We start from the raw sequence: 12701 nt of genomic DNA, 5'->3' as shown, positions 1-12701 counted from the left end.
AACCGGTGATTACTTTGGGCGACCTGATACTTTTTGTACTTGTTTGTACATCGCTCTGGCTGGCAACGGTGTGTATTGTGTCGCTTTATTATCACGTTCGGCCTCAGCTATCAGTATGTTTAGTAACGCGTTGACCGGGCAAGGCACAGCTACCGCCTCGCCGGCGCGCACCAGTGCACCGTAGAGGTAATCACGTTCAGTGGCCTTGTGGTTGTGAAGATCCCACCACATCGAGGTTTTCACAGTCGGATCAATAGCCAGCATTTGTTTGGCGACGAGCCTGAACATGCTGTCAGGTAGTCGAAGTACCCACGGTATCAAAAATCCCGGCAACCGGGCCACTTTGGGTAAACTCAGTTTTTTCGCCCTGGCCACGGTAAGCAGCTCCGTCATCAGCGCGGCAATCACCTTTCGGTAGTAGCGGTTTTCCAGCATGGTTTTTACCGGAATATCGGCAAGCGCATTTACACCGTTACCCAGATTCAGTTGCAGTTTGGCCCACTGGACTGCTTCAATGTTGTCAGAGGACATGGCAGCCAGAAGCGGATGCGACACGGTATTTACCAGAGATTCTGTGAAGTCACTGTCTGCAGACTGTTCAATCACAAGTGTGCCTTCTGAGCCTTTATGAAGATGTTGCTCTTCAGCAATGACGACATTAAACGGAACCATCGCCCGCAGTACCTCATGATGAGGAAAAAATCGCTTTACCTCAGCGTGAGCACTGATTCCGTTCTGACAACACACAATAACCGTGTCAGGGCCCACCCAATCAGTTAACGCCTCACACGCTGACGCAAGCGCGGTGCATTTTACTGTCAGCCAGACTACATCCGGCGGTGTGCTCAAGGGTTCAGCAACCACTCGCTGTTCGTCTACCCTGGCCTTATTGTTCAGATAGTCGGTCAACTGCAATGGCAAAGAGAGGCGTTGCTCCCAGCTACCCCTTGCCACGAAACTGACACTGGCGTTATTCAGTGTCATTACACTGCCCAAATAACTCCCAATCAGGCCACTTCCGAATATCAGATGTTGCATCATTCTGGCTTCCTTTTTTACCAGTATGTCATTACGGATATAACTTGTCAGTGCTGACAGTGACTCATTGTGCACGGACATCTGGTATCATTTCATTTTTACTTCAGGAGTGAACAGTGTTGTCCGGGTTACGTATCGTCATTATCGGCTATGTCTGGCCAGAGCCCGATTCTTCTGCCGCCGGAAGAAATATGCTTGCGCTGCTTACCGCGATGCGGGAACAGGATCACGACATTATATTTATGACCGCGGCGACTGACAGCCCTCATAAAGCCGATTTACGTGCTCTGAATGTTGCTGTAGAGTCAGTGCGGCTTAACTGTGACAGTTTTAACGACAGAATGGCGGCATTACAACCGGATGTGGTTGTTTTTGACCGCTACATGACTGAAGAGCAATTTTCCTGGCGTGTCAGAGAGGTGTGCCCGGCAGCCATTCGGATCCTGAACACAGAAGATCTCCATAGCCTCAGACAGTCCCGCTGGGATGCCGTTCGACGGGGGCTCCACGTGGATCAGGCTTGCAAAAATACGCTCCTCGCCCAACGTGAAGTTGCCAGCATCTTACGAAGTGACTTAACGCTGGTGATGTCGTCAGCGGAATACTCACTGCTAACCGCTTATTACCAGGTTCCCGCTGCACAGCTGCTCTATTTTCCTTTGCTACATTCTCCAAAAGATTGTCTATCGACACCTTCTACATTGCCAGACTATGAACAGCGTCGAGATTTCGTGTCGATTGGCAACTTTCGTCATGCCCCTAACTGGGATGCCGTACTACAACTAAAACAACACATTTGGCCGTTACTCAGAAAGCAGGTTCCCGGTTCGCAATTACGCATTTATGGTGCCTACCCTCCGAAAAAGGCCACACAATTGCATAATCCCACACAAGGATTCTTTGTTGAGGGATGGGCGGACGATGCCGAGCAGGTAATTAGCCAGGCCAGAGTACTGCTTGCTCCGCTGCGGTTTGGCGCCGGACTAAAAGGAAAATTGTTGTTGGCGATGGAGACAGGTACGCCAAGTGTTACCACCGCCATCGGTGCGGAAGGTATTGCGGACACAGACAAATGGCCCGGGGCCTGCCAGGACAACATCGACGCGTTTGTGAAGGACGCTGCAACGTTATACTCAGATAAGCTAGCATGGACCACGGCGCAACAGGCCGGCTTCACTTGTATCAAAGCTTTTCATCCCGACGCCCACGTCCCACTTTTACTAAGTACCATTCAGTCACTGGTCACAGATCCTCAGACACACCGGCGTCCCCTGTTCCTGCAACACCTTTTGTGGCATCACACACTGAGCAGTACTAAGTATATGTCGCAGTGGATCGCTGCCAAAAATCAGCAGAAATTGTGAACCAGGCCTGATAGTTCCGGCTATAAAAGATACCGTTGAAGATTGCACCTCATGAGGCAACTCTTATGAAACCGGGACTCTGTCTGGTACTGTTAAGCCTGCTGTCTTTCTCTGGTTATGCGCAGCAACGCCTCGACCGCATTGTCTTGTGTCAGGGCATGGGTGAAGCAGTCAGCCTTGTCCAGGCCGGACGGGAAGCAGGAATTGATGACAGTAACAATAAGGGGGTTGCTGTGATTTCGCGTATATCAGAGCATGCCCGGCACGATCTGCAGCCAGCTATCAACTCATTTATCCGCCACTCTCACGCGTTACCCGCGGCGTGGACCGGAACACTGTACACACACGCCTGTATCATGAATTACGACAGTGATGAAGCAACGGTTAGCCTGATGGCAACTTTCATTGCACGTCGTTGTAATTTAACGTCGCCCGACATTCATTGTGCACAGGATGTCTATAAAAACCTGCCGGACGGCGGGATCATCTGATCTGGCCACATTGGCTATTCAGGTATTTAGCAACCTTAGCCTGTCAATAACCTTTTTCACCCCATTGCCCCGCGACTGACTCAGATATCTGTCCAGACCACATAGTGTGAGATAGTGGTCAAAGTCGAATGAGGCACGTGCTGACGCATCAAGAGCATTGGCTTTTTCCAGAATAATACTCAACACGCCACGAATAATCTTGCTGGGAGACCAGCCAGCAATGGTATCCTGCCCATTCAGTTCAATGGTGGCGACCCAGACATCAGATTCACATCCACTAACGTACGCTTGCGGATCGCGCATCTCAGGCGGCAGTAAGGGCAACGCTTTTCCCGCCAGCATGATAGCTCTGGTCGCATTGTCCCAGCCTGATGCAGATGCCACGCGGGCTGCAAGAGGCATCAGCGTTTGCACTTCGCCCGTCACCCGCTATTCCTCATCCTGAAATGATGCCAGTAGTTCTTCGGCGGTTAGTACGGGATCTTCTTTTTCGACCCGGCTTGGACATAGCACCAGCTCAATCTGATTTTTGCCTAAACCAGGCAGCCAGTCCTGTTTAAATTGTGCCAGCGAAATACTCACCGCCTCCACGTCATCGTCAGATCCTGTGCTCCACGCTGAGGCCAGATCAAAATGTGGCCAGACAGGCAGTCTTTCCCCTTCCTCTGAGGCTATCATCACAAACCCGTCTTTTCCTTTAAGCAGCCAGACGGCTTCAGCCTTTTCAACGTAGTCAAGAAAGAGTGTCTGACGCGCATCAGCAGAAAGTGAGAACACCTCTTTGACAATCGCGGCTGGCAGTTTTTCAGTTACAGTTGCTGGAAACACATTCATTCCAAAGTGGTAGTGGTAATACTGTGAGTATACCAGTTGCTCGCAGGGCAGCAAAAAGCCATTTTCAGATTATACCCGGCTCGGTGATGAACGGTTAAAATGCCAATTAACAGGTACTTTTTGATTTAATTAGCAAGTGCAACCATGGTAGCCTGACACATAATTAAATAATAAAGCGCCGGGCTGGATGCAATCAGAATATTTTATTACCTCACGTCTTGATGACGAGAAACTGTCACTGGACGAGGATCAGTTTAAAGAGCTAAAACGCGCAAGAAAACGGCTCTCATCTGCCTACGCCATTACCCACAAATTTCGGCTGGTAAATGCCAATTTACAGATGGTGCTGGACGCGATGTCCCGGTTAGGACGACTTTATGTCGATCAGGCCGGCTCTGAAGCGCTGGAAACCGCCAAGCCACACCTCAATGCCTGCGTGAATAACTATGTGCTCAGCGCGCGCATATTTACCAGCCAGTTAAAGCGCCATGTGCAGGCCTGTCTGCCACAAGACCGGGAGCTCACCGACGCATTAACGCATCAGATGGAGAAAGAATACCGTCTGTCATTTGCCTACCGTTTTGTCGACAGCCTCTATGATTATGTATCGCAATACGGTATCAGCATTCACACACTAATATTGGAAAGCCTGGCTGAAGAAGATGAAAACGGTAAAATATTGCGCCGCTATTCACTTAAAGCACTGGTTGAGAAAGACTATATTGGAGGCCCTGCTGAATTCAGGGTATCGGTGTTTGAAGAGGTCGAAGAACAAATCAATCTGATTGATGTCCTTTCTGAATTTAACGAATCCGTGAAGCGTCTTCATGATTTCGCAATGGAGCTGGTAAAAACAGCGACCGACGAGTCCAACCAGATGATTTCCGAATTTATTAACGTGTTTGTCGCCGAGCATGGAAAAGAGCACGACAACTTATTTGTCGTGCACATGACCAGTGCGCTTAAAAACAAGATTTACGACAAGTTCCCGATTTCAATGTACGCCAACAATCACAATATGGAAGGTGAGTATGTATAGCAACACCAAGCAGAGTGCAGTGAAATGAAACTGTCGCTACCGATACTGTCTGACTCTGACCCACTCCCCTTTCATTATCGGGATCTTATCAGCATAAATTTTCGCAAGTTTACCATGTGGCTACTAACCAGCTATCTACCCGATGACAGCTATCAGGTGATCAGCGTGGTCTTTCCCTGGACAGACACTGCGCGGGCATTTAATCAGAAGGATCGCCATAACGCGTTACCACACGCGGCCAAAAGTATGGTCGAGGATATCGACACCCTGCTTGAAGATTCTCCGTGTGTCGTCATATGTGCACAAATTTCAAAGCTATTTTGTGAAGTTGCCATCGCTACCCCAGACCCGCAACTGGTGCATTCGATGCTGGGGGAGATGGCCTGCCCCGCCGATTTTGCGGTGCCGGTGCTAAACGATGCAGCAGTAACGCCATCTGAGTATATCGCGCAACATACCGACATAGCCTGACACGTAACCACAGGCAGGCCAAGCAGCAGCGCTCTGGCAGGTAACTCACCTGTTGGTAAACAAGACCAGCTTTTTCCCAGCTCTCGCCGGGCCAGGTAATGGAGCCTACTTACTGGCGGGCACAGTCTCAGGCTCTGCGTCTCGTAACATGTTAATAACTTCCATTATCGACATCGGCCTGGCAAATAAAAATCCTTGCATATAGTGACAACCGGCCTCGGTGGCAAAGTCAGCCTGAGCTTTGCTCTCAATTCCTTCAAAAAGTACCTTTTTATTCAGCTTACGACACAATTGTACCAGTGACTCTGCGATAATATTTCGCTGGCTCGTCTCATCCTGACTCGGTGCGAGACTTTTATCCAGTTTCACGACGGTAGTAAAGGGCTGAGCCAGTTCGGATACCGACGCATAACCGGCGCCAAAATCGTCAATAGCAATGCCAAAGCCCGCTTCAGATAAGGTTTTCAATACATTCCGGGTAGTAACGTCATGCATGGCTGACTCTGTCACTTCCAACACTATGTCATCAGTGGAGACAGAAAAGTCCGCAAGATAATCCAGAAACTCTTTGACCAATTCTGAAGAGTTAAGCTGCAGAATCGATACATTCACATGCAGTTTGATATGACCAAAGCCACTCTCACTCAAGAGTGAATGCGCAATACAGACTTCACGCAACATCTTAAGGCCCAGCGCATTTATCAGCCCGGTTTCTTCTGCAACCGGAATAAAAGAGGCGGGGTTAATATCCCCAATATCCTGACTGTGCCAACGGCAGAGCGCTTCAAGAGCCACTACCTTCTGCTGTGTATCGACAATGGGCTGAAACGTTGCATGAAGCTCTTTGTTTAACAACGCATTGTACAACCCTTGCTCGACATACAAGCGATACTCAATCGCTTCGTTCTGCTCTTTTGAATAAGCCACCGCCTGGTTTTTACCCCGTTTCTTGGCTTCGTACATGGCGATATCCGCCTGCTTAAGCAGCTCATTCACGTCCTGATTTTGCTCGTACGTAACAGTACCGATGCTGGCACTCATTTTTAGTACAGCATTGTCAGATATCATTGGCGTATCCAGCGCTTTCAGCAACCGCTCACTGAGCGTGTTCACATCGATTTCGTTCTGTACCAAAATGACAAATTCATCGCCGCCATGACGTATAAAGATATCATCGTCGCTTAATTCAGACTGAAAGCTCTGCGCGCATTTTGCCAGTAGCTGATCTCCCACATCATGACCATAGGTGTCGTTAACCAGCTTGAAACCATCGATATCAATGAAAATAAGCGCTTTCAGTTTGTCGGCTTCCATACTTTCATTCAGCGCCAGTTTCAGATAGTTGCGGTTTCCTGCACCAGTAAGTTGGTCGGTATAAGCTAATGACTCAAGACGCTTCTCAGCATGTGCCAGCTCCGAAATGTCGGACACTGTCATTACAAACCGTAAGTCACCATGAAGCTCTTCCAGTTCTGATAGTGTGACCAATGCCGGGAATGCTTCACCACGTGCCGTTAACAGCGTTCGCTTCTGTCTGTTAGGTACACCGGAACGTCCGCCTACTGTGGCGTCTAAGAGCTCATCCCGACGTATGCCAAATTCCGATAGGCTGGCTCCCACCAGCGCTGATGCAGCTACACCAAACAACCGACACAGTGCTTTATTAACATCGCGTATCATGCCGTGTTTATCCAACACCGCAACGCCTTCGGCAAGCTGGTCAAGAATGATTGTAGAGAGCTTAAGTTTGCGCATTTTGCGCTGACGCTCAGTAACGTCAATCACCGCGCCAATTTTTACACGTTCGTTATCCATGCTGACGTCACTAAACACGACGTCCAGCCACAGTGCTTCTTCACCGAGCGATTGCCCTTCCACTTTTATGGTTTTACGAACGGTTTCTCCGCGCTGTATGGATTCAGCAATCTCGTTACGCATTGATTCCGGAAACAGCGCCATAAAGTCACTAACCGGCATACTGGTACCGGCGCCAAGGCGATTTTGCAGACTGCTCGCGCCTTGAAAGTCAAACGCCTTACCGCTTTCTTTTAAAGCCACAACACCGAATTGTGCTGCCTCTGATGCGACCCTGAAACGTTTCTCTGATTCTGTAACCTGTAGCTCCAGCGCAAAGCGATGAAGGGCGGTTTCACAGGCAGTCCTGATGATTTTTGAGTCGAATGGCTTAACGATGTATCCGTAAGGACTGGTCTCAAGTGCACGAGTCAGCGTGGCGTCGTCGGAATACGAGGTAGTGTATATAATTGGAATATTGTGTTTTTTCAGGATCAATTTGGCAGCCTCAATGCCGCTACCACCATCAGACAAATTAATATCCATCAGAATGAGCGCAGGCTTACCTTTCTCTACCAAAGACAGCGCCTGTTCTTCAGAACGTGCCAGACCCACCACCTCAGCCCCCATGTTGGTAATTTCCCGTGCAAGGTATGTAGCCGCGATCGTGGTATCTTCCACAATAACCACGCGCTTTCCTGCTAATAAACTCATTCAGTTTTCCTATTTTCTGGGTGCGATGGAAACAAGGTTGATACGATATGCTGAAGATTCTGTTCAGAAACCGGCTTGGAGACTATGGGAACCGCATCATAACGGGATGGCAGCTTAAGTTGTTCACCGTACCCACTGACAATCAAACATGGCGTGTGATTTTCGATGACTTCCTGCAATAGTCCCAGCGTGGTTTCCTTCCCCAGATGAATGTCAAAAACCACTAAGCCTGGCTGTAGCTTTTGCAACTGCGTCCGCGCCGTCTCGATAGTACCTGCTACAGCGACCTGCGTAATCCCCATTCTTTTGAGTTTCGCCTGCATATCGAGTGCAATAACAAGACTGTCTTCCACTACCAGCGCTCGTTCTGGAAGCGTCGAGGTTTCTGTTGTTACCGTCTCTGTGAGCACTTTGGTGGCCTCATCAGACGGTGCTTTATAAGCGGTGACATAACGTTCGGGAATAAATATCGACGCGTTAACGCCAACCGGAGCAAAATCAATATCCAGACAACCACCCAATTCATGTGGAATGACAGACCGGATAAGTGTCATGCCGAACCCTTCACGCTTAGGAGGCGACACTGGCGGCCCGCCGGTTTCCTCCCATCTGAGTGTCAGACCGTGGCCTTTTTCGAAGGTCCACTGAACTGACACTTTCCCCTTCTCTAGCGACGCCGCTAGCGCCCCGTACTTGGCTGCATTGGTAAACATTTCATGCATAACCAGCACAATAGGTGTGGCGGCATCAGGCTTCAGCTCTACATCTGGTCCTGACAGCGTGACATGGTTCTCAAGGTCAATATAAGCCATTATTTCCGTTTCCAGAATATGCCGGAGATTGACTTTACTCCACTCAGAAGCGGTAAGCTGATCATGAGCCGATGCCAACGCTGCCATTCTGCCGGTCAATACATTGACAAACTCTGCAACGGAGCGGTCATTTTGATCGGTCTGCAAGATAATAGCATTGACCAGGTTTAGTATATTTCTTACACGATGGTTTAATTCTGAAATTAACACTTCATGTTTACGACTGGCTTCTCGCAGAATATGGTCGCGCTCCTGCGCGTGACGGATAACGATTTCAAGCAGCGTTACCCGTAACGATTCCGCATCAGTTGCATTCTGCTCGCTCCATTCATGACAGCGATTATCGTGGGTTTGTTTCCACACATCAAAACTGGCTCTTGGTGTCAGTCTTGCGCCATTTGGCCCGTGTGTCACCGCTTTTTCCGGATTGCCAGCCCATTTAATTGTCTGAGTTTGCGCATGGCGGAAAAACAACAGGTAATCACGGGGGCTTTTTGATATTGGCACCGCCAGCACGCCAGCCACACGCTGCGCGTCTGTGTCATAACCCGGGATAGCGTTATCTAGTGCATTAATCGCTATCACCTTACCCGGCGCCTGAGTATTCAGGTGCCGTGTCAGTCGGTATAACGTTTCTTCATTAAGCTGGCTATCTGCTCCAACCGTCTGTCCATCGATAAACGCCGTAATACCATCACAGGGAATTAGCAATTTTAACTGTGGGAACTGGCTTTCCAGCATGTCTATCAATGCGTTTTGCGAAGACATTGTAGCAATCAGCTGCGTCAGAACTTCCCGGGTCCGGCTCGATTCCCTGTCCCGTTCTGCGGCGATCCGCGCTCCCATTTCAAGAGCAAAAATCTCTGCGAATAATTCGAGCTCTGTGCGCTGATAATAGGATGGAAGTTTAGGCGAATAGTGATGGCAGGCAATTAACCCCCATAACTTTCCCCTGATAATCACGGACACAGACAAGGACGCGTCTACGCCCATGTTTTTAAGGTATTCGATGTGTATCGGCGATACCGCACGTAACGTCGAGAACGACATATCAATCGGCGATTGCGGCCGGTCATTGTAAAGTCCAACAGTCGGGTCATTGACATCACCAATCACCCGCAGCAAATTTTTCACATACAGCGCTCTGGCCTGTGTTGGAATATCGGTAGCGGGATAACGCAAACCGAGAAACGGCGACAAATCCGGGTTTTTAGACTCGGCTACCACCTCACCAGCCCCATCAGGCAGAAACCGGTACAGCATCACACGATCATAGCCCGTGATTAGTTTGAGCTGCTGGGTAACCAGCTCACCCAGTTCCTGTCCGGATTTAACCATATAAAACTGGCTCAATAGTGAGCGCACGAAGACATCATGGGACTCTCGCGAACCATGACATGCTTCCATCTCCACAATGATGAATTCGCCGTTGTGATGCACGGAGAAATCAACACGTCGTTGCGTTGATGTGATCGTGTGCTCAAACAGTCGCTCGTTACGCCCGGTGATCATGGCCGACTGTAATGCGGTTCGTAAATCATGTAGCGTGTGTCGATCAATACACTCGATTAGTGGCTGCCCTATCAGTTGGTCAGGTGCAACGCCCAAAAAGTCTTCTGTGTTGTCTGAGCACAGTGCGACGACCCAGTCCGACTGAAGTGCCAGAAAGCAGCCGAAACTTTGAATTTTACCAAGATGTTGAATGGGTTCACGGTCACAGTTGGTGAGGTTGACGGGGCCGGAAAAGTCTATTTCGTCCATGCAGAATTCATATGGTATTGTAGTTATAGTTGGCAAACATATACCTTACATTATTTTACTCTACCCAGATCAATTTTTATCAGGCTTTTATGACGTCAGTACTGCAACAACTCAGAACACACACCGCGCATCAACATCAGGCACTTGAGGACACCATGCCATTCGCAGCGCTGATGACCGATTCATTCTCTGCTTCTCGTTATACGGACACGCTTTTGACGCTGCGCTCATTTCACGGTGCGATTCATCAAGTGACACAAGAGGCACCCACCCATCCTGTGACGAGCATGCTTGACGCGAGTGCAGTCTGCGGTGCACTGGATGCTGATTTACTGGTGCTGAACGCACCAACAGCGCCTGAGTTTGTGAATAACCCTCCCCTTACCAGCCAGTGCACTGATATTATCGCTTGTGGGTATGTGTGGTTGGGCTCGTCGATGGGCGCGAAGATGATATACCGGTGGCTGCTAAGCAATGGCGCCGCCTCCCTGCCAAAGAATTACTATCAAACCTTATCTGGCTGCAATCAGCACTGGGCGGGTTTTCGCCACTATGTGGACGGGCTGACACTCACCGAACAGGAAGGTGAGCAAATCTGCCGGTCTGCAAATGCGTTGTTCAGTGGGCTCAGAAACACTGCCAGCAGACTGCACACAGCCATGGAACCAGCCTGAATCGGCAACAGCCGGTCACCGTTTGTTGAATGGCAACAAACTCGCCACATTTTGCGACTCCTCACTAAAACAATAATTTGGTAGCATAGCGGGCTACGCAGTACAGGATAGCGACAACATGAAAGTCATCTCATTTAATATCAATGGTATTCGGGCCAGGCTGCATCAGCTTCAGGCCATTATCGATAAACATCAGCCAGACGTGATTGGCCTGCAGGAAATAAAGGTACATGACGCACAGTTTCCGGTAGAGGCCGTTGAAGCCATGGGGTATCACGTCTGCTTTCACGGACAGAAAAGCCATTATGGTGTGGCCATGTTAACGAAACAGGAGCCAGAACGCGTTCAGCGTGGGTTTCCAACTGATGATGAAGACGCGCAACGCCGTATGATCATGGTGACCCTAAAAGATGGGAATGACAAACCCGTGACGATTTTAAACGGGTACTTTCCGCAGGGCGAAAACGAAAACCACGACACCAAATTCCCCGCTAAAAGAAAGTTTTACGCCGATCTGATGTCCTATCTGAATACCTGCCACAGCAAGGAAGAAAACGTCATCATTATGGGCGACATGAATATTTCTCATCACGATCAGGACATCGGTATTGGTGAAGAAAATCGCAAGCGCTGGCTTCGCACCGGAAAATGCAGCTTTTTACCCGTTGAACGGGAATGGCTGAATACCCTCTGCGACTGGGGAGTTTACGATAGTTTTCGCAAACTGAATCCCGAAATTACCGATCAGTTCAGCTGGTTCGATTACCGCTCAAAAGGTTTCAACGACAACCGTGGACTACGTATTGACTTAATTCTGGCCACGCAGCCTGTGCACGATACGTTGCAAGATGCGGGTATAGATTACGAATTGCGCGGCATTGAAAAGCCATCCGATCATGCGCCTATCTGGGCGACATACGCAATCTGAATATGTTTGAAACACTAACATTCCTGCAGCTAACGGCGCTGATCGTGCTGGCGGCGATATTGCTGTTTGTGGGTCGACATGTTTCCTTTGCGGCGTTAAAAGAGAGTAAATCCCGTCAACATGTGGTGTTTGGCGCTACTGCCCTCACCTTCTTCATGTGGGTTTTCCGTGCCGGTATTTTTCAGGGACTGGATGTCCACTTTCTGTGGCTTACTGCACTGACCCTCATATTGGGCTTCCGGTATGCATTATTCGCAGGCTTGGTAGCGCTCTTGGGAATAACGTCGATAGGCCACGAAAGCTGGCAAATGTTTGGCGTGAATGGTCTCATTGGGGTAGTAATGCCGGTATGCGTGTCCTACCTGATCTATCTGTTGTCGTTCCACAAGATCCCGCGCCACCTTTTTGTATATATCTTTGTGTGCGCGTTTTTTCCGGGCGCTATCGTTATCGCACTTAAACTGGCGTTCCTGGGCAGCTACTATGCAATAGATGGTATATATAGCTGGGATACCGTAGTTGATAATTACATGCTGCTAATTCCGCTTATCCTTTTCCCGGAAGGCTTTATCAATGGCGTAACCATGACACTGTTAGTGGTATATAAACCAGAATGGGTATATACCTTTCACGACAAGTTTTACCTTGACCCAGGCAGTAAATAACTGGCTGCCGCCACTCACCAGTATTCGCATGTGGGCTGGTAAACCTGCTGCAAAACACAATACCGGCACCTCACCTTTTTGGCAGACGCACAACATTGATGCAAGAGTCAGGCAGC

Annotated in this window: 11 protein-coding genes and 2 pseudogenes; 7 read left to right on the top strand and 6 right to left on the bottom strand. The window is 49.2% G+C overall.

Going from position 1 to position 12701, the window contains the following annotated elements; translation table 11 throughout:
- Window positions 1-9: 9 nt before the first annotated feature.
- Window positions 10-1119, bottom strand: coding sequence for a 2-dehydropantoate 2-reductase (locus ACLBLI_RS08335; protein WP_414830627.1), 1110 nt, complete (start codon window positions 1117-1119; stop codon window positions 10-12).
- A gap of 35 nt (window positions 1120-1154) precedes the next feature.
- Between ACLBLI_RS08335 and ACLBLI_RS08330 the strand changes: the two genes are divergently transcribed.
- The gene (locus tag ACLBLI_RS08330) at window positions 1155-2402 is read left to right on the top strand and encodes a glycosyltransferase family 4 protein (protein ID WP_414830626.1); all 1248 of its coding nucleotides are present in this window, start codon (window positions 1155-1157) and stop codon (window positions 2400-2402) included.
- Between the two features lie 65 nt (window positions 2403-2467).
- Window positions 2468-2893, top strand: a complete 426-nt coding sequence (locus tag ACLBLI_RS08325; protein ID WP_414830625.1) for a hypothetical protein — start codon at window positions 2468-2470, stop codon at window positions 2891-2893.
- An 18-nt stretch (window positions 2894-2911) separates the two neighbouring features.
- On the opposite strand, the gene ACLBLI_RS08320 is transcribed toward ACLBLI_RS08325, so the two are convergent.
- Window positions 2912-3319, bottom strand: coding sequence for a SufE family protein (locus ACLBLI_RS08320; protein WP_414830624.1), 408 nt, complete (start codon window positions 3317-3319; stop codon window positions 2912-2914).
- A 3-nt stretch (window positions 3320-3322) separates the two neighbouring features.
- A complete protein-coding gene (locus ACLBLI_RS08315) occupies window positions 3323-3721 on the bottom strand; it encodes a DUF2750 domain-containing protein (RefSeq protein WP_414830623.1) in 399 nt (132 codons plus the stop codon).
- A gap of 193 nt (window positions 3722-3914) precedes the next feature.
- Here ACLBLI_RS08315 and ACLBLI_RS08310 point away from each other — a divergent pair, with 193 nt between their 5' ends.
- Both ACLBLI_RS08310 and ACLBLI_RS08305 read left to right on the top strand, forming a co-directional pair.
- Window positions 3915-4766, top strand: a complete 852-nt coding sequence (locus ACLBLI_RS08310; RefSeq protein WP_414830622.1) for a hypothetical protein — start codon at window positions 3915-3917, stop codon at window positions 4764-4766.
- Window positions 4767-4790: 24 nt separating this feature from the next.
- A complete protein-coding gene (locus ACLBLI_RS08305; RefSeq protein WP_414830621.1) occupies window positions 4791-5237 on the top strand; it encodes a hypothetical protein in 447 nt (148 codons plus the stop codon).
- A 105-nt stretch (window positions 5238-5342) separates the two neighbouring features.
- On the opposite strand, the gene ACLBLI_RS08300 is transcribed toward ACLBLI_RS08305, so the two are convergent.
- The 3 genes and pseudogenes from ACLBLI_RS08300 to ACLBLI_RS08290 all read right to left on the bottom strand — a co-directional run.
- Window positions 5343-7745 carry an EAL domain-containing protein gene (locus ACLBLI_RS08300; protein ID WP_414830620.1) on the bottom strand — a complete coding sequence of 801 codons (2403 nt, stop codon included), beginning with the start codon at window positions 7743-7745 and terminating at the stop codon, window positions 5343-5345.
- Window positions 7742-8044, bottom strand: a pseudogene (locus tag ACLBLI_RS08295) (hypothetical protein); the annotation flags it as partial. The pseudogene ACLBLI_RS08295 and the gene ACLBLI_RS08300, both read right to left, overlap by 4 nt.
- A 525-nt stretch (window positions 8045-8569) precedes the next feature.
- Window positions 8570-10318, bottom strand: a pseudogene (locus ACLBLI_RS08290) (HWE histidine kinase domain-containing protein); the annotation flags it as partial.
- An 89-nt stretch (window positions 10319-10407) separates the two neighbouring features.
- Here ACLBLI_RS08290 and ACLBLI_RS08285 point away from each other — a divergent pair.
- The 3 genes from ACLBLI_RS08285 to ACLBLI_RS08275 all read left to right on the top strand — a co-directional run bounded on the left by ACLBLI_RS08285 (window position 10408) and on the right by ACLBLI_RS08275 (window position 12585).
- On the top strand, window positions 10408-10992 hold the full coding sequence (locus tag ACLBLI_RS08285) for a biliverdin-producing heme oxygenase (protein ID WP_414830619.1): 585 nt from the start codon (window positions 10408-10410) through the stop codon (window positions 10990-10992).
- A gap of 118 nt (window positions 10993-11110) precedes the next feature.
- A complete protein-coding gene (gene xthA, locus ACLBLI_RS08280) occupies window positions 11111-11920 on the top strand; it encodes an exodeoxyribonuclease III (protein ID WP_414830618.1) in 810 nt (269 codons plus the stop codon).
- 2 nt (window positions 11921-11922) lie between these two features.
- The gene (locus ACLBLI_RS08275) at window positions 11923-12585 is read left to right on the top strand and encodes an energy-coupling factor ABC transporter permease (protein ID WP_414830617.1); all 663 of its coding nucleotides are present in this window, start codon (window positions 11923-11925) and stop codon (window positions 12583-12585) included.
- The last annotated feature ends 116 nt before the right edge of the window (window positions 12586-12701 follow it).

Source organism: Alteromonas sp. H39 (assembly GCF_047556435.1).
In the GTDB taxonomy this organism is placed as follows: domain Bacteria; phylum Pseudomonadota; class Gammaproteobacteria; order Enterobacterales; family Alteromonadaceae; genus Alteromonas.
Note: the sequence above shows the minus strand (reverse complement) of the source record. Positions and strands in the feature narration are given on the sequence as shown.